The following is a 17,999-nucleotide window of genomic DNA, read 5'->3' as shown; positions in this document are numbered from 1 at the left end:
TGTACCGAAGACAGTAGGTGGCTCCAAGCCTTAATTTCCTACCGAGGACGTTTATTGAATATATTCAATAGTCCCTCTATGTCTGCGGTGGCATAGAGTTTTTTATTGTGAATCACTATGAACGAAGTGAAGAGATGATGAACAATACTGGTTGAGCAAAGCGAAAGGAGTTTCCTTTCGAGCAAAGCGAGTAGAATCACTATGAACGAAGTGAAGAGATGATGAACAATACTGGTTGAGCAAAGAAACTATACAAGTGATTTGCCTTTTCAGTTCAAAAAACTCTTCCATCAAAATTCAGGAGGTGAAACTCAAAAATGAGTGAAGCAATTATCGCAAAAAAAGCAGCAATCGTTGATGAAGTAAGCGAAAAATTTACAGCAGCTGCATCAGTAGTAGTCGTTGACTACCGCGGATTAACAGTTGATGAAGTAACACGTTTACGTAAACAACTTCGTGATGCTAACGTAGAAATGAAAGTTATCAAAAACTCAATCCTTTCACGTGCAGCTAAAAAAGCTGGCCTTGAAGGCATGGACGAAGTATTCACTGGACCTACAGCCGTTGCATTCAGTAACGAAGATGTAGTTGCACCAGCGAAAATCATGGACGAATTTGCTAAAGAAGCAAAAGCATTAGAAATCAAAGGCGGTATCATCGAAGGTAAAGTATCTTCATTGGAAGAAATCACAGCATTGGCAAAATTGCCAAATCGCGAAGGACTTCTATCTATGTTGCTATCTGTACTACAAGCGCCAGTCCGCAACGTGGCTTACGCTGTCAAAGCAGTGGCAGACAAAGAAGATGGAGATGCAGCTTAATTGCCGCATAAAGTATTAAATAAAAAAGAACATTTAAACGGAGGAAATTATAATGGCATTGAACATTGAAAACATCGTTGCTGAGTTAAAAGAAGCAACTATCCTAGAACTTAACGACCTAGTTAAAGCTATTGAAGAAGAATTTGGCGTATCTGCTGCTGCTCCTGTAGCTGTAGCTGCTGCTGGTGGCGCTGCTGCTGCTGAAGAACAAACAGAATTCACTGTAGAATTAACTGCAGCTGGAGACCAAAAAGTTAAAGTTATCAAAGCAGTTCGTGAAGCAACTGGCTTAGGCTTGAAAGAAGCTAAAGCTGTAGTTGATGGCGCTCCTGCACCAGTTAAAGAAGGCGTATCTAAAGAAGAAGCTGACGAATTGAAAGCTAAACTTGAAGAAGTTGGCGCATCTGTAACTGTTAAATAATTTTTTAACTATTTAAAAGCACTGAGATCCTATCTTGGATTTCGGTGCTTTTTTGTTTTTATGTTAAACTATTATTTAATGAATATAGTTTTTTTCAGGAGGTAATATGAAAAAGAAAAAAATCCGATTGATTTTGATCACGTTGGGAATCGTTCTGATACTGATGGTGGGCTATCGGTTGTATTTGGAATACCAGACAGATATACAATTATTTTTGAACCCGAAAGCAAGTAAAGCACAGCTACTGGCTCATATCCGTTCTCACGGATTTTTCGCAGGGCTTCTTTTAGTCGTATTAACGGCAGTGATGTGTGCTGTTCCCGGTATCCCTACTTCGGTTATTGGTGTCATTGCCGGATTGAGCTTTGGTCCGTTCATTGGGGCAGGTATCAATGTTTTAGGGAATGCTCTGGGCAATATCTCCGCTGTGTTTTTGATGCACCGATTGAAGTTTTTAGACAAGAAAACTGAAAAAAATCATTGGGTGCGATCCATTCGGCAAATGAGACATCCAAAAATAGGCGTAATGTTAGGTTACATGATACCGGTGATCCCATCTTCTATGGTCAATTTTGCTGCAGATGCGATGAAACTGCCTCTTCAGCAAATCGTAATGTCGATCGTGATTGGAGTCATCCCTTCATCTGTGTTGTATGCGTGTGGGGGAGAAGCTCTGTTTCACGGATATAACAAAACTGCAGTCACGTTGGTTGCAAGTGTTACTGTGTTAGTAGGGTTAGTTGTCTTCATTTATAAAGATCGCAAGAAAAAACAAGGAAAACAAAGACAAAAATAATAAGTATGGCGAATAGTTGTATTTTTCTATTTCCAATCTTTTCCATAAGTTGTAAACTAAGATAGGAAATGGGGGAAATCAATGGAGAGTAAAGAAAAAACATCTTTAACAACATCGCTTATTTTATTATTATCAATCACTTGCGGCGTCGTTGTTGCTAATATGTATTATATCCAGCCGATTGGAACAAAAGTAGCAGCTAGTTTATCTGTTAGCACAAGTGCAGTCGGGATATTGACAATGCTGACCCAGTTAGGCTATGCACTAGGGCTACTGTTTTTAGTTCCTTTAGGGGACGTGGTGGATCGTCCAAAATTAATTATACGAATGGCAGCGTTATCTGCTATCTCGCTGTTGGCCGCTTTTTTTGCGCCTTCGTTTACGTTATTTGCATGCGCTTCTTTTTTAATAGGATTACTTTCGATCGTGCCGCAAATCATCATTCCTTACGGTGCGGTACTAGCGGGACCAAAAGCAAGAGGAAAAGTCATGGGAACATTGCTTAGCGGTTTACTCGTGGGGATTTTGCTTTCTCGGACGGTATCTGGTATTGTTGCCAGTCTTTTTTCTTGGCGGATGATCTATTTATTTGCTTTATGTGCAGTCGGGATTCTTACACTTCTGCTTTACTGGAAGATGCCGCGTTCTGTTCAGCAAAGTAGTACATCTGTTTCATACCTTGATTCACTCAAAAGTTTGCCGCATTTAGTTGCCTCTCAACGTTTATTAAGAGAAGCGGCAGTCAGCGGATTTTTTATGTTTGGCACATTTTCGATCTTTTGGTCTACGTTGATTTTTTATATCAGCAGTCCCGCTTACAATTGGGGGACTTTTGAAGCAGGGATATTAGCGATTTTTGGGTTGTCTGGAGCAGTCGCTGCACCTATCGTGGGACGACTGGCAGATTCTTATTCTGAAAGAAAAATTGTATATATGGGACTTGTTATGCAAACAATAAGTTTTATTGCTTTATTGGTTGGCGGAAGCCATTTGGCCATTTTGCTTTTAGCTATTATTTTATTAGACGTCGGGAATCAATTTGGTCAAGTCGCCAATCAAACACGAGTACAAGGACTAGGAGAAGCAGCAAGCAACCGAAATAATACTGTATTTATGTTTATGTACTTTATTGGAGGTGCGGCTGGTTCATTGCTAGGGACGACCATGTGGCAGCAGTATGGTTGGTTAGGTGTAACGGTTAGCGGACTTGTTTTTCAGGGATGTGCGTTTTTCTTTCAATTCGTTGTTTTTCGAGAGAAAAAAGAAAACTGAACAACAAAAAAACTGATGATCATGCTATCATCAGTTTTTTTGTCTTTTTGTCTCATTATTTTGGCTCGATCTCAATAACTCGTTGAACAAGATCTTGATAAAATTCTTGTTCATGAGAGACGATGATCACCGTTCCTGGAAATTTCTGAATGCCATCTTGTAAGCTTTCTTTCGTTTCTTGATCAATATGGTTCGTCGGTTCATCGAGAATCAGTAAATTACCTTGGTTCATTGTCAACTGTGCAAGTTTCACCTTGGTTTGTTCTCCACCACTTAATGTAGTGAGAGGTTCGCTTGCTAATTGATTGACTAGTCCAGCTTTAGCTAATTGGCGACGTAATTCTTTGATAGTTGCTTTTGGAAATTGACTACTTAAGTATTGTAGTGGTGTTTCTAATGGATTTTCCCAGTACAGATCTTGTGAAAAGTAATTGATTTTTGTGTTATCTGGGAAGTGGAAATCGCCACTTATTTTTTCGATCTCACCAATCAATGTTTTTAACAAAGTAGATTTCCCAATCCCGTTGAAGCCTCGAATGGCAATATTTTCACCAAACCGGATGGTCAAATTGATTGGTGCAAGTAGCGGTCGATCATAGCCGATGACTAAATCAGTTGTTTCCACTGCCAACGTCGTGACAATAGGAGAGAATGGAAAATCAAAGACAGCTTTACTTGCTGAAGCGGGAGGTGTCAGCCGTTCGATTTTATCTAATTGTTTTTGTCGGCTTTTTGCCATCGTTGATCGGGAACCGGCTTTGTATTTCCGAATATAAGCTTCGGTCTTTTCGATTTGTTTTTGTTGAGCATGATATTGGCGCAAATAGCTTTCGCGATTTTGTTCCTTTTGTTTTAATGCTTGTTTTAGATGGCCAGTATACTTAGTAATCTTTCCAAACTCGATGTCTGCGATATGGGTGGTGATCTGATCAAGAAATTCTTGGTCATGGGAAATCACGATATACGCACCGTCAAAATCCTGAAGAAACTGCGTCAGCCATTGGATATGCTGATCATCTAAGTGATTGGTTGGTTCATCTAAGATCAGAACATCTGGGTTTTCTAAAAGTAGTTTTGCTAAAATCACCTTTGAACGTTGTCCACCACTTAGATTTTTCAACAGTGAATCTAAACCTAAGACATCGATCCCCAACCCGCTGCTCATCTCAGCAACTAAGGTGTCGATTTGATAAAACACTCCTTGGTCTAATTCCGTTTGGAGTTTCCCAGCTTTTTCCAGCAAGGAATCATCGAAGGTCTCGCTATATGTTTGGTAAAGAAAAGCAATTTTTTCTTCCTTTTCGTATTCTTTTGCGTACGCAATTTTTAGAAATTCTTCGATCGTTAATGTTTCATCGACTTCTACATATTGATCGAGGTAACCTTTATGAATATTTTTTTGCCAATGGATCTGTCCGTCATCTGGCAGGATCTCACCAGTGATGATTTTAATCAATGTACTTTTGCCGGCTCCGTTTTGTCCGATCAGCCCAAGATGTTCGCCAGCGTTTAATTGCAGATCGACTCCTTCATAGAGGATTTTATCGCCGAACTGCTGGGTGATGTTGTTTAATGTCAGTATACTCATAATAACTCCTTTTTCATAAAAAAACTGCAGACATAAAGCGTCCACAGTGAATCAAGTGCTTGGTTTTCATGCAACATGGATTGTTTGATTGAACCATCTTATGAAACCTAACACGGATGCCCTTTTGTTGTCAAGAAAATGAAAAAAATAGAATTTGGTCTATACTGATTATTGTAAAAAGAAAAAAAGAATGCTATAATTGGGCTATACCAAAACACAAAGGAGCAATCACTATGGAAATCATTCGTGTAAAAAACGCTGAAGAAGGCGGAAAAAAAGCATTTGAAATCATCAAAGAAGGTATGAACAAAGGTGCAAAAGTATTAGGATTGGCAACAGGAAGCACACCAGTTACTTTATATAAAGAAATGACTTCAAGCGATTTGGATTTCAGTGAAATGACTTCTGTAAACTTAGATGAGTACGTTGGACTAGGTGGTTCAGATGAACAAAGCTACCGCCATTTCATGGATGTCCAATTATTTGATAAAAAACCATTCAAAGAAACATTTGTACCAGATGGGAAAGCAGAAGATCTGGAAGCAGCATGCAAAAAGTATGATCAAATCATCGATGCTCATCCAATCGATATCCAAATTTTAGGAATCGGGCAAAATGGACATATCGGTTTCAATGAACCTGGTGCTTCATTTGACGGAACAACTTCAGTAGTTGATTTGACAGAATCAACGATCAATGCAAACAAACGATTCTTTGATAAAGCAGAAGATGTACCAACAAAAGCTGTTTCAATGGGAATTGGCTCGATCATGAAAAGTAAAGAAATTGTCTTGATGGCGTTTGGCGAAAGCAAAGCTGATGCAATCAAAGGGATGATTGAAGGACCTGTAACGAATCATTTACCAGCAAGTGTATTGCAAAACCACGACAATGTCGTTGTGATCATCGATGAAGAAGCAGCAAGTAAATTGTAATTTACCAAAGAGGCTGGGACAGAAGCGTTTAACTCCAAGAAATAAGAAGGAATTCACGAAAATTGCTTTTCAAATTTTTGTGAATTTCAGCTTATTTCCAAAGGAGTTGCTTCTGCTTCCGCCGTTTACACATGTTTAGAGCGTGAGACAAAAGTTTTTCTTTACTTTTGTCCCACGCTCTTTTTCGTAAGAGGTAAAAATTGCACTTTTTTTGTCTGCTCCTTTCAGACATGATATATTGGACTGGAGGGTGTTTAGATGAATGATATGGTATTGACAATTCCAGAGATTATTTTACGTTTAGGGATCGCTATGCTATTTGGCGGAGCAATTGGCTTTGAGCGACAATATAAAAATCGTCCAGCAGGGATGCGTACACATATTTTAGTTTGTATGGGAGCATGTATCATTGCATTGATCCAAGTCGAGATTGCTAGTGGAGCATTAAGAGATGCTTTAGCGTATCCACAGCTTGCTGGAACGATCCGTTCAGATGAAGCAAGGCTGATTGCTCAAGTAGTGAGTGGCGTCGGTTTCTTAGGTGCTGGAACGATCATCGTCACGAAACAATCAGTGACGGGACTAACGACTGCCGCTTCTTTATGGGCTATTGCCGGATTAGGGATCGCCATCGGCATGGGTTACTATTCCATTGCGATCATCAGTTTTATCGGGATTGCTATTGCACTCACAGTAGTGAAACGCGTGATCCATGTACCTACAACTAAAAAGTTAGAAATCCAATTTATCCATAGAAAAGAAACCAAAGATTTTCTTACCGATTATTTTGAAGAGAAAAATATCGTGATCGAAGATGTGAATTTTGATGTGAAATTCGTTGATGACTATCGTGTATATAAAAATATATATACGATCGATCTTCCTAAAGGACTCACTTATGCCGATGTGATCGAGGAATTGTCCGTGCACAAAAATATCACAAAGCTGCATTTAGTCAGTATTGCGCAATAAACGATCTGCCCAAAACGATTTTTATTTTGGGCGGATCGTGTTTTTGTTGAAGTACTCTTCTGATCAGTAAAATACCTTTCCTTTTTTATTTTGTTTTTTTTAAGCAAATGAAAATCTCAGCGCGTAATTCTTTGTTAAATGATAAAATAGAAGTATCAAAGGAATTTGGAGGAGAGGTATGCAATCACGTTTTAAACAATCAAAATTATTTTTCTGGACAGTGGAGCTAGTACTCACGATCGTCGGCGTGTATTTTATTTTACAAATGCCGAATATTTTTAGTCCAATATTGAAAATGCTTTCGGCTATTTTTTTGCCGTTGCTTGTGGCTGGTTTTATCTATTATATGTTCGATCCAATCGTTGTTTTTCTCGAAAAGCATCGGATTCCGAGAGTGTTCGGTTTTTTATTGACATTTTTGGTCGTGATCATTTTAGTTGTTTTGACTGTCATGAATGTAGTGCCTCAGTTAGTGGAGCAGACGATTCAATTGACTCAGAGCCTGCCAATCTATGCAGATGAAACAAGCAAATGGTTAAATGAATTGGCGCAGCGAGAAGAGTTTAAAAATTTCAATTTGGAAGAACAATTAGCATCAGCGAATTTATCTCTCAGTAATTTGTTCAATATCATATTGGTCAGCTTATCTGCAAGTGTCACTAAAATCATTTCATTCATGATGCAATTTTTTATTTTGTTATTTACCGTTCCATTTATCTTGCTGTTTATGTTTAAGGATGGACACAAATTTATTGATGCGTTGTCTCATTTTTTTCCGAAAGCGATTCGTAAAGAGTTGCGCCAAACAGTGAAAGAATTAAATGAAACATTGTCTGCCTATATCAGCAGTACGATCTTAGATGCTTTGATTATTGGTGTGATGAGCTTTTTGGCAATGAGAATATTCAATCAGCCTTATAGCTTATTGCTTGCGGTCATTTGCGGCATCACGAATATTATCCCATATGTCGGCCCTTTTATTGGAGCAGTACCAGCAATCATTGTCGGTTTGTTTATCTCTCCATTTCAAGCTTTGTACATGGCGTTGTCGATTCTAGTGATCCAACAATTAGATGGAAATTTGATCAAGCCGTTGTTGTTTGGGAAATCAATGAATATCCATCCACTGACGATCATCTTGGTATTGATTGGAGCAGGAAGTGTCGCAGGAATATTAGGCATGCTGATTTGTATACCTGTCTATGCAGTCATTAAGACGATAATATTAAATATCCGGAAAATCTATTTATTGAGAAGAATGGAACATGTTTCTGAAAAGTTAGATAGTCCAAAAGTGCTGGAAGAAACAAGTGAATAAGCCTATTTAAAAGGGGATCTTAGCGTTCATTTTATTTAGATGTATGCTGAGATTCTTATTTATATGATCCAGTGGATGCTTTTTTATAACCTAACCGTTCCGTCCTGTTTAGGGTGGACGAATTAACAAATCATGGGGTAAATATTGTTTACTGGAAATGGCTCAAAGGTATATTAGATTTCTTTCATTTTAGATAGAGTAAGTAAAAAGAAGAAATCACAAGAAATGCTTCCAAGAGAAAACAATACTAAGTGTGCTAACATATTAAGTTTTGATTATCCTGCTTTCTCACTCATTTCATTTTCATCTCACTCAGAAGTCTCTCCTGAAACCGATTTTCTACCATGGTATCCTAAAGAAAAAGAATTCGGAGGGTTGTCATGAATCAGTTAAAACAAAATCTATTTTTGACGCGGCGCGATTTCGAAGAAGCACTAGAGGAGATGATTCTGCCTTTAAAACAGGGACTATTCAATAGTGAAAAACCAGGAGTACGTCTAGGGAGTAGCGGCGCTGTTTATGACGAGAAGAGAGCAGAGATGGAGGCATTTATTCGTCCATTATGGGGACTGGCACCTTATTGGATGAATAATGGGACGAAAGATGAGTTGAAAGACATCTATCGAAAGAAAATCTTGAAAGGGATGAATCCAAAAGATTCATTTTATTGGGGAGATATTAACGATTATGATCAATATATCGTAGAAATGGCAGCGTTATCTTTGAATCTGTTATTGAATCGAAACTATTTCTTTGATGAACTGTCAGGCACTTCCAAAAAACAGATGATTCATTGGCTAAAACAAGCCTTAGATAAAAAAATACCTAAAAATAATTGGACATTTTTCAAAATTTTGATCCGAATCGCTTTAAAACATTGTGGTGAATCATTAGATAAAGAAAAAATGGAAGCAGAATTACGCTTTATTGACACGATGTATGTAGGAAAAGGCTGGTATATCGACGGTAAATCTTCGCAAAAAGATTACTATGTTCCTTTTGCTTTTCATTATTATGGATTGATTTTTGCCAAATTAATGAAAGATGACTTTCCTGAATGGTCAGAAAAATTCATCTATCGTGCAAAAGAGTTTACGAAGGACTATATTTATTATTTCGATTCCGATGGAGAAGCGTTACCTTATGGACGAAGTCTCATCTATCGATTTGCACAAGGTGCTTTTTTTTCTGCATTGATTTTTGCAGAAGTGGAAGCAATCCCTTGGGGTCAGATAAAGACGCTTCTTTCCAACCATATGAAGCAGTGGATGACACACGATATCTTTACTTATGACGGACGGCTATCCATTGGGTATCATTATGAGAACCTTGTGATGGCAGAAGGTTATAACGCACCGGGGTCTCCCTATTGGGCATTAAAAGTATTTTTATTACTAGCAACAAAAAAAGAACATCCGTATTGGAAAGCCAAACCTGAACCAGTCAATACCAAAGAGAAAAGATTGATTGATAATGGAAATATGCTTTTGTGTCAGGCAAAAGAAGGAAAACATGTACTTGGTTATCCATATGGTTTGATGATTGATGGCCAAGCGCATGCCCCAGCGAAGTATAGTAAGTTTGTCTACTCTACTAAATTCGGCTTTAGTGTGCCAAAAGCGGGAATCACATATGGAGAAGGGGCATTTGATAATACATTAGCTCTTTCAAGAGACGGTGAATATTTCAGGACAAAGAAAAAGGTACGAAGTAGTGAAGCAACAGAGACTTCTGTTATGTATGAATGGCAACCATTCCAAGAAGTGCTGATCCAAACAGAAATTTACCCATTTGGTGAATGGCATGTTCGATTCCATGAGATATATACGACGATTCCTTTAGAGATAAGAGAAGGCGGATTTAGTCTTTTGGTAAAAGAACCAGAAATAACTTTGGCGAAAGACTGTGCAAAAATAAAAGAAACGCATGTGTCTCAAATCATTGCAATCGAGGGGTATGAAGAAGCAGGGATTCAGGTGCTAGAACCAAATACTTCTGTATTCTTTCCAAGAACCAATCTTCCCTATTTGAAAAAGAAAATCGAACCTGGTACCCATCGCTTTATTTGTTTAGTTGGCGGAATAATAAATGGAGGAGAAAAAAATGATCCAAATTGATCTAAAAAATAAAAATAATCAAGCAGTTATTGGCAAAATCGATCACGAGAAAAAAGAAACCGCATTTTCTGCAAATGGAGAAGAAATAGCAGTTTTAGCAATCAAAAATCACACATATGAAGTAGGAGACAAACTGGTCATAACGAAAGAGAAAAATGATCACTATTTTGTTGTGCAATTAGATGAAACATTGGCACCGACACTTCTTTATATTCCAGAGAAGAAATGGGAATATGTGATTCCGCTAGAAGAAACGAAAGCTTCAGTAGAGACGGGATTTCGTTCAAAAAGACATCACATATATGTTCGTAAAGCCTATGATTTTGAAGTGGAAAGCTATCGGAATGTATCTACAAACCCTCATGATCAAAAATTGTTCAGTGGAGCATATCCACATGCATATGCTAATGTAGAGACGAGAAATGATGTGACTTTTTTTGCTAAAAATGCGATTGACGGAAAGTTTGGTAATCGCTCACATGGATCCTATCCATTTACTTCTTGGGGAATCAATCAGCAAAAAGATGCAACTTTGACGATCGACTTTGGACGCTCAATCCAAACCGATCGAGTAAATCTTTTGTTTCGAGGAGATTATCCACATGATAGCTATTGGACAGAAGTTTCTATTTGTTTTTCTGATGGAGAAACAATAAAAGTAGCAACAACAGATACGCTTGAATTTCAATCGTTTTACTTTCCTGAAAAAATGACGAGTTCAGTTACTTTGAAAAATTTGAAAAAAGCAGAAGATACGTCACCATTCCCAGCATTAACACAAATTGAGATTTTCGGACGAGAAGTAATCACTTGTACTTGATTAAGAGAAATAATGATAGAAAAGCTATTCACTATAAAAGGGAATCCGTTTTGAAAATCGAATAATGATTTTCGTAGGACTCCCTTTTTGTATAAGCTAATTTACAGGATGATTATTTTGAATCGTTCATGACAAATCTTTTTTTATTGGTTGATCTGAAAAAATCAATGTATCAATCGATATACCTTCTGTTTCAAAAATAATCACTTCATTTCTGCCTTTTTTTAGTACATCTTTTGGACAATATAGTGATAAAACAGGCCCATGATTCCAGTACCTCCCAAGATTGAATCCATTGATGATGACGACCCCCTTACCATATAAAGAACAATCGATATAAGTATCTGCTTCTTCAGCAAGATCAAACTCAAATTGATAAAAAGAAGGCTGTGACGGGTCTTTGCCAGCGGAATAGTCGATTTTATCTAGTTGAGCTTGTTCGAAAGTCAATGGGTAATGGCGGTATCCAAGATGGAAATGGATATCTTGCATAACACCATTGCGAATCCCTTTTGATTGGGAGGGACTATTCAATTTTGCACCGTAATTGACTCTTCCTAAATTCTCAACTAGAACATCTAATGCGATAGTGGGCTGATTTTTTTGTCCTTCAATCATCATTTCATCACCCAGTGTTTCTTGTGTTTGCGTTTGATTGTATTTGCCGTCAATATATATTTGTGCACGATCGTTTGTTTCGATTAAACGTAATTTATTTTTATGTCCGTAGTTTTTTAAGGTAAGTGAATATAATAAATAGCCGTAGCCATTGCTTGCTTGTTCCATTGTCAAAGGGTAATCTGTTTTGATTTCTTCACAAATCTGTTCTTTTATATGAAATAGAGAAACGCTTTTATTTACCGGATAAGTCCCTAGATTTTTTAACGTTTTTGTTCGGGGCTCTGCTTGCCAAACAGATGGACAAACTTCTTTGATGACCCTTTGAACTGCATAATATTTCTCAGTAGGTTGTCCAGCTTCGTTTAATAGTGCATCGTAATCATAGCTTGTGATTTGCGGAAGATCTGTATTGCCTCGAGCAGAACACCCATTATAAAAACCAAAATTTGTTCCCCCGTGGAACATATAAAGATTCAAGGAACCAATTTCTAACATCTCTTTTACTTCAGTTGCTAATTCTTCGGGATCACGCGTAATGATAGGTTCTCCCCATCGATTAAACCATCCATCCCAATACTCCATACACATGATCGGCCAATTTTTTTGATGATTCTGCATAAATTCTTTTAAGACTTGCGCATTTTCTTTTGAGTGGCTTCCAAAATTACCAGTCACAAAAATGTCTTCATCAATTAATGTACCAGCATCTAACACCTCTAGCCAAGCACCATCGGAGGTAAATAAAGGAACATCAATCGAATGTGCAAGCATCAATTCTTTTGTTTGGCGTAAATAAGATTTTTCCATTCCGTAAGAACCGTATTCATTTTCGAGCTGCATCATGATGACTGGACCACCTTGTGTGATCTGAAGAGGTGCAAGTTTTGGTAGAAGTACTTGATAATAATTTTTCAATTTTTCCATAAATCGAGGATCGGTAGAACGTACTCTTATATCAGGTTCTTTCAATAACCAAGCAGGTAATCCACCAAATTCCCATTCAGCGCAAATGTAGGCGCAAGGACGTAAAATTACCATCAAGTCTAATTCTTGAGCAATTTTTACAAATTGAACGATATCTTTGAATCCGGAAAAATCAAAGGAACCTTCTTGTGGTTCGTGAAGATTCCACGGAATATAAGTTTCAACCGTATTTGCTCCTAGTGCTTTTAAATTATATAAACTGTGCTCCCATTGAGAAGGGGGTATTCTGAAATAATGGATTGCCCCACTAATGATTTTTGTAGGAATACCGTCGACTAAAAATTCGTCTTTTATTTTAAATCTTTGCATGTCTATTCATTCTCCTTACCAGTAAGTGTTCCATTCAGGTTTTGCTAAACGCATAAGTGCTTCTAAATAAAAGTAGTCGCCCCATAGATTTGGCTCATCGACTCCTTTTCCTTCCGCATGAGCATAAACGCCATGTAAAAGCAATCCTTCATTTTCTGGATCATTTTTAGCAGTATAGTGTGTTCCTAATTGATAAATCATTCCTTTTGCTATTTCTTTTGCTTTAGGATACGCTTCCATTTTTTCTGCTTCTAATAATCCACATGCAGCAATCGCTAGAGAAGAACTGTCTTTATCTGATGGAAAATCATCATTGAAATCAAAATCCCAGTAAGGTACAAAATCTTGAGGTAAATGTTCTAAGAAAACATCGACGATCGCTTTGTAGTTCAATGGAAAAGGAACAGAATGCAAGTATCGCTCGTTTAGTGGAATCCCTAAAATCGCCCAACTTTGCCCTCTAGCCCAGATCGACTCATCACTATGACCTTGATGCGTTGCACCATGTGTTGGAACTCCTGTGTTTGAGTCAAAGTAATAGGTATGGAAAGTCGTGGCATCTTCACGAATCACGGTATGCAACAATGTCTGGTAATGCTTGAAAGCCACTTCTTTATAATGTGGGTCATTAGAAAGCGTACATGCTTGGAACAACAAAGGAAGATTGATCAAAGAATCAATAATCAAACGGTATTCGAGAGGATCACCGTATGCTCCCCAAGCTTGGATAAAATTCCCTTTGTTCTGAAATCTTGCCACTAAAATATTCGCAGCTTGTAAAAGCGATTCTTTACACAACTGACTATCCACGACTTTATACCCGGCTCCAGCAGATAAACTATAAAGAAAACCGATATCATGATGATCAAGGACGAAGTGTTGGTCTAAGCGTTTTTGAAAGCTATGGATATTTTCCATTGCACGTACTAGAAATTTCTCTTCTTTTGTCCATTCATAAGATAACCAAAGCATTCCCGTCCAAAAACCATTTGTCCAATCATCATTTTTTTTGATTCGATATTTTCCGTTTGTTGCACAAGCTGAAGGGAAATCTAACCCGAAACGAACCATATTTTTTTTGATACGCATCATGCACCATTCAAATTGTTCATCCAACCAATTTTTATCTACAAATGTTCCCAAGTCAATCAACATTTCCTTTTTTTGTTGAATATTCATAGTTACCTCCTCTTAAAATGTTAACATATTAACTTAAAAGTAGTATACCGTATTTAGGAAAAAAAAGCGAGTATTGAAGAGGATTTAAAAAAGTTTATTAGAAGAGAGCAAACAAAAAAGTGAAAGCTATTCCGCTTCCACTTCAATTTTTGTTTTAAAGTATTTCCAATGTTTATAACTGATGATATATTCTGCTACACTTTGATCTGCTAAGTAAGAGTGTTTGATTTGTTGGACAACAGGTTCTCGGAAACTTAGATTTAATAGATTAAGTAGTTCTGCATTCTCCGGGAAAACAATTTCATTTGTTTCCACAGAAGCAAGGGAAAAAAGATCAATCCCAAAATCTTTACGAACTTTTTCGTATATACTTGAATAGACAGAAATATCTTTTGCTATTGGTTCTTTCACTAATTTTTTTGGTAAGTGAGTGATGTGGACCAAAAAGGGTGTGTCTTCAAAGAAACGAACGCGTTTAATTTTATAGTAAGAAGCATTTGCTGGTAAGCCTAATTCCTTTAAAATATCCATTTCATTTTCTTCCTCAATCGAGAGTACTTTAACTTTTTCTTTATCTAAAGAATGTAGTTCGATATCAGAGAATTTCACACTTTGAGAAACTTTTGATTTTGAAACGAATGTTCCTTTTCCTTGGATACGATAGAGATAGCCTGCAGCAGTTAGTTCATTGAGAGCCTTGACTGCAGTAATTGAACTAACAGAATATTTCCGTTTGATATCTGCTTCTGAGTAAAATTTATCACCAGGAATAAAGTGGTGGTTTTTGATTTCTTCAAGTAAGTCTTGCTTGATTTGCTCGTATTTAGGAATCATACTAGAAGTCTTCCTTTCTTACAACATCATTATCTAATAGGATAACATGTTAACATATCCAAATCAATTAAAACCCATGAATTCTGCTGTTGCAGAAGTAAATAAAATTATGATGGTAGATGAAATTAGTGGAACTTTATAAAAATAATAGAAGTAAAATTGGGATAAAACATCACACTTTAGAAAGCGGATACAAAAATGTCTGATGCAATGGACAAATTTCAGTGAAACAGATGGAATAAAAATGGTTATGATAAAGATGCAAAGGGGGAAGGATCATGACTAGTCAAATGAATCGAGAAAATAAATTAGTGTTGCTCTTGTCAAAACAAAATCATTACATGACTTCAGAAGAATTAGCTGATTTATTAGATACCTCGACTAAAACGGTCTACCGCTTAGTAAAAAAAATAAATACAGAATTTCAAAATGGTCACTTGATTTTATCAGAAAAGGGGAAAGGGTATAAATTAGACTACGAAAAATTTATTGAACGAAACAAAGAAACAAGTAATCTATCGATTAGTCTATCGCCAAATGAACGTCAGAATCGTGTAATGGAGGAACTTTTACTGTCTTCACCAAGAGCAATCAGGATATCTGAGCTTTTTAATGCCTACGAGGTGGGTGATTCGGCAATTTCCAATGATGAGAAAAGTATCGCACAAAAGTTGAGGAAGTTTGATCTTCAATTGATTCGAAAAAATCGGACATTAGCCATCAAAGGTTTAGAAGAAGATATACGTAGAGGGCTTGCAGAAGTTATTTGGCGCATGAATATCCTTGATATCGATGAAATAAATGCTTCGAAAACGTTCAACTTCAATCGTTACGATGTCTTGTTCGTTTCAGATCAATTAAAGCTAATCGAAAAAATATTAGAAGGTGGACTTCCTTATCCTTACAATGTCAATATTTTTTCACATCTGTATATCTTGATCAGTCGCTCAAGGAAAAGGAGTGCTCCCGCCAGAGAAGAGGAACTAACCACGCAACAAATTGAATTCTTTGAAAAAGATAACCAAATTAAAAAAACAGCCGAAATCGTTATACAAAATGTTGAAAAATATCTGGCAACTTCGTTATCTGTGAATGAATCTTACTATCTCTATCAGTATCTAGTTTCCTCAAGAATGGAAAAAACAACAAAAGAAATAAAAAAATTTCCAGAAGAGGTAGAAAAAATCACTACTTACTATTTAGAAGAAGTAGGCAAACGAATCAATATGAAAGTGACAAATGAAAGTATTTTTATTGATCTAGCCAATCATATCAAACCAATGATCAATCGCTTAAAAAATCGTATCCACGTAAAAAATGGCTTGTTGGACCAAATTCAGCTGACCTATGAAAAAATCTATAACAGTGTGTCTGAAGTATCTAAAGAAGTCAGTCAGCACTTCAAATTACCTCTAATCAATGCAGATGAGATTGGCTTCATAACGTTGTATTTCGCACGGATGTTAGAAACACAACAATTACCGATTCAAACATTGATTATGTGTACGACAGGTATTGGAACTTCTGAATTGTTGAAAGCAAAAATCATCAAAAAATTTCCAGACTTAAATATAGTAGATGTCATTGCGACAAAAAACTATCGTACGGCTTTAGAAAAAAATCCGAACATCGAATTGATTTTGACAACTGTTGGAATCCGCTCACGATTAGGAGTCCATACATTACTTGTTAGTGCGATGCTAACAGCAGATGATCAATCACGAATCCAGAAAAAGATTGGGGAAATCTATAATGAAAGATGAGTTCATCGAAAGAATCGAAGTATCCGTTACTTCTCAACGAGAGGCATATCATTGGTTAGCAAGTTCACTTTACCCTGGAGAAGAAGAGAAAATAAGCATATTGATGGAAGCTTTTCTTATGCGTGAACAAAATGGAAATATTCAAATCGAAGAGGGGATCATTCTTCCTCATATTGAACATGAGTTGATCACTGAATCAAAAATCATCATTTTGTATCCCAAAAAAACCATTATTCAATGGAACGAAGCAATCGAACAAGTCGATTTGATTCTTTTTGTATTGCTTTCACCAAACGAAACTACGGAAAAAAAGAAGAAAATAGCAAATTTTATGAGATGTTTAGCGGACGAAACATTTATGCAAACATTAAAGAAAATAAGGAGAGATAAAAGATGAAAATCGTAGGAGTAGCCGCATGCACAGTTGGGATTGCCCATACGTATATTGCACAAGAAAAATTAGAAAATGCAGCCAAAAAAGCAGGACACGAGATGCATATCGAAACGCAAGGAACGATTGGTATCGAAAATGAATTAACCCCAGAACAAATAAAAGAAGCAGATTTCGTGATTCTGGCAATTGATGTAAAAATAAGTGGCAGAGAACGATTTGAAGGAAAACGTATCATTCAAGTACCGACAGAAATCGCCATCAAATCACCCAATAAACTAATCGAAAAAGGCGTTGAAGTCGTAAAACAAGCGTGAAGGAGTGGAAATGCCATGGAAGTAACAAACATTATCGATCCGAATACGATCAAAACAAACTTAGCAGGAACGACAAAAGAAGAAGTACTTGAAGAATTAGCAACTATATTGTTGGAAAATGCGTATATCACCGATGTAAAAGAATTTATGAAAGATATATATGCTCGTGAGAAAGAAGGGCAGACAGGTATTGGAAACTACATTGCAATTCCTCATGGAAAAAGTGCATCTGTCAAAAAGATCGGGGTAGCAATTGGAGTGACAGCTCGAGAAATCCCTTGGGAAACATTAGATGGTAAAGGGGTAAAAGGAATTATTTTGTTTGCTGTGGGCAATGATAATGAAGGGGCTAAAACTCACTTGAAGTTGTTATCTTTATTTGCAAGGAAACTAGGAAATGATGAAGTTGTTGAGCAATTGATCAAAGCAAAAGAGACAAAAGAGGTCATCGCAGCATTTGCATCATAAAAAGGAGGAAGAAAACATGAAGATCATAGGAGTAGCTGCATGTACAGTTGGGATTGCCCATACGTATATTGCA

Annotated in this window: 17 protein-coding genes and 1 other annotated feature (1 of these 18 running past the window's edge); of the genes, 13 read left to right on the top strand and 4 right to left on the bottom strand. The window is 37.0% G+C overall.

The window, feature by feature from the left end:
* Nucleotides 1-114 (top strand) — a sequence feature (ribosomal protein L10 leader region); it begins 14 nt to the left of the window's first position.
* Nucleotides 115-317: 203 nt separating this feature from the next.
* The 4 genes from rplJ to HMPREF2988_RS05375 all read left to right on the top strand — a co-directional run bounded on the left by rplJ (nucleotide 318) and on the right by HMPREF2988_RS05375 (nucleotide 3,310).
* Nucleotides 318-821, top strand: coding sequence for a 50S ribosomal protein L10 (gene rplJ / locus HMPREF2988_RS05390; protein ID WP_002291634.1), 504 nt, complete (start codon nucleotides 318-320; stop codon nucleotides 819-821).
* Between the two features lie 52 nt (nucleotides 822-873).
* On the top strand, nucleotides 874-1,242 hold the full coding sequence (rplL, locus tag HMPREF2988_RS05385) for a 50S ribosomal protein L7/L12 (protein WP_002291633.1): 369 nt from the start codon (nucleotides 874-876) through the stop codon (nucleotides 1,240-1,242).
* Nucleotides 1,243-1,348: 106 nt separating this feature from the next.
* Nucleotides 1,349-2,038: a TVP38/TMEM64 family protein gene (locus HMPREF2988_RS05380; RefSeq protein ID WP_002291632.1), complete on the top strand. Its 690-nt coding sequence runs from the start codon at nucleotides 1,349-1,351 to the stop codon at nucleotides 2,036-2,038.
* A gap of 81 nt (nucleotides 2,039-2,119) precedes the next feature.
* Entirely contained in the window at nucleotides 2,120-3,310 is a 1,191-nt protein-coding gene (locus HMPREF2988_RS05375) for an MFS transporter (RefSeq protein ID WP_024635125.1), read from the top strand.
* Between the two features lie 55 nt (nucleotides 3,311-3,365).
* Here the strand turns inward: HMPREF2988_RS05375 and HMPREF2988_RS05370 are convergent, their stop codons facing one another.
* Nucleotides 3,366-4,898, bottom strand: coding sequence for an ABC-F family ATP-binding cassette domain-containing protein (locus tag HMPREF2988_RS05370; RefSeq protein WP_070770141.1), 1,533 nt, complete (start codon nucleotides 4,896-4,898; stop codon nucleotides 3,366-3,368).
* Between the two features lie 233 nt (nucleotides 4,899-5,131).
* Here HMPREF2988_RS05370 and nagB point away from each other — a divergent pair, with 233 nt between their 5' ends.
* The 5 genes from nagB (at nucleotide 5,132) to HMPREF2988_RS05345 (ending at nucleotide 11,060) form a co-directional block, all read left to right on the top strand.
* Nucleotides 5,132-5,833 (top strand): glucosamine-6-phosphate deaminase, encoded by a 702-nt coding sequence (gene nagB, locus HMPREF2988_RS05365; protein WP_002287787.1) that lies wholly within the window; start codon nucleotides 5,132-5,134, stop codon nucleotides 5,831-5,833.
* A 258-nt stretch (nucleotides 5,834-6,091) separates the two neighbouring features.
* Nucleotides 6,092-6,805, top strand: a complete 714-nt coding sequence (locus HMPREF2988_RS05360) for an MgtC/SapB family protein (protein ID WP_002290559.1) — start codon at nucleotides 6,092-6,094, stop codon at nucleotides 6,803-6,805.
* 178 nt (nucleotides 6,806-6,983) lie between these two features.
* Nucleotides 6,984-8,123 carry an AI-2E family transporter gene (locus tag HMPREF2988_RS05355; RefSeq protein ID WP_002290560.1) on the top strand — a complete coding sequence of 380 codons (1,140 nt, stop codon included), beginning with the start codon at nucleotides 6,984-6,986 and terminating at the stop codon, nucleotides 8,121-8,123.
* A 380-nt stretch (nucleotides 8,124-8,503) separates the two neighbouring features.
* Nucleotides 8,504-10,240 (top strand): DUF2264 domain-containing protein, encoded by a 1,737-nt coding sequence (locus HMPREF2988_RS05350; protein ID WP_070770140.1) that lies wholly within the window; start codon nucleotides 8,504-8,506, stop codon nucleotides 10,238-10,240.
* Nucleotides 10,227-11,060, top strand: coding sequence for a hypothetical protein (locus HMPREF2988_RS05345; protein ID WP_070770139.1), 834 nt, complete (start codon nucleotides 10,227-10,229; stop codon nucleotides 11,058-11,060). Before HMPREF2988_RS05350 ends, HMPREF2988_RS05345 begins: the two co-directional genes overlap by 14 nt.
* Before the next feature lie 126 nt (nucleotides 11,061-11,186).
* On the opposite strand, the gene HMPREF2988_RS05340 is transcribed toward HMPREF2988_RS05345, so the two are convergent.
* From HMPREF2988_RS05340 to HMPREF2988_RS05330, 3 genes are all read right to left on the bottom strand, one after another.
* Nucleotides 11,187-12,974 carry a glycoside hydrolase family 35 protein gene (locus tag HMPREF2988_RS05340; RefSeq protein WP_070770138.1) on the bottom strand — a complete coding sequence of 596 codons (1,788 nt, stop codon included), beginning with the start codon at nucleotides 12,972-12,974 and terminating at the stop codon, nucleotides 11,187-11,189.
* 15 nt (nucleotides 12,975-12,989) lie between these two features.
* Nucleotides 12,990-14,153 (bottom strand): glycoside hydrolase family 88 protein, encoded by a 1,164-nt coding sequence (locus HMPREF2988_RS05335; protein ID WP_024635121.1) that lies wholly within the window; start codon nucleotides 14,151-14,153, stop codon nucleotides 12,990-12,992.
* Between the two features lie 126 nt (nucleotides 14,154-14,279).
* Entirely contained in the window at nucleotides 14,280-14,987 is a 708-nt protein-coding gene (locus HMPREF2988_RS05330) for a GntR family transcriptional regulator (protein WP_002315678.1), read from the bottom strand.
* A 278-nt stretch (nucleotides 14,988-15,265) separates the two neighbouring features.
* Here HMPREF2988_RS05330 and HMPREF2988_RS05325 point away from each other — a divergent pair, with 278 nt between their 5' ends.
* The 4 genes from HMPREF2988_RS05325 to HMPREF2988_RS05310 are packed head-to-tail and all read left to right on the top strand — an operon-like array spanning nucleotide 15,266 to nucleotide 17,926.
* Nucleotides 15,266-16,750 (top strand): BglG family transcription antiterminator, encoded by a 1,485-nt coding sequence (locus tag HMPREF2988_RS05325; RefSeq protein ID WP_070770137.1) that lies wholly within the window; start codon nucleotides 15,266-15,268, stop codon nucleotides 16,748-16,750.
* Nucleotides 16,740-17,147: a PTS sugar transporter subunit IIA gene (locus HMPREF2988_RS05320; RefSeq protein ID WP_024635120.1), complete on the top strand. Its 408-nt coding sequence runs from the start codon at nucleotides 16,740-16,742 to the stop codon at nucleotides 17,145-17,147. The genes HMPREF2988_RS05325 and HMPREF2988_RS05320 overlap by 11 nt, the downstream gene beginning before the upstream one ends.
* A complete protein-coding gene (locus HMPREF2988_RS05315; protein ID WP_070770136.1) occupies nucleotides 17,144-17,458 on the top strand; it encodes a PTS fructose transporter subunit IIB in 315 nt (104 codons plus the stop codon). Before HMPREF2988_RS05320 ends, HMPREF2988_RS05315 begins: the two co-directional genes overlap by 4 nt.
* A 15-nt stretch (nucleotides 17,459-17,473) precedes the next feature.
* A complete protein-coding gene (locus tag HMPREF2988_RS05310; protein WP_002290571.1) occupies nucleotides 17,474-17,926 on the top strand; it encodes a PTS sugar transporter subunit IIA in 453 nt (150 codons plus the stop codon).
* The last annotated feature ends 73 nt before the right edge of the window (nucleotides 17,927-17,999 follow it).

The sequence above is a fragment of the Enterococcus sp. HMSC061C05 genome (assembly GCF_001814765.1).
In the GTDB taxonomy this organism is placed as follows: Bacteria; Bacillota; Bacilli; order Lactobacillales; family Enterococcaceae; genus Enterococcus_B; species Enterococcus_B lactis.
The sequence above is the reverse complement of the archived record's forward strand: the minus strand, read 5'-3'. Positions and strand labels throughout refer to the sequence as shown.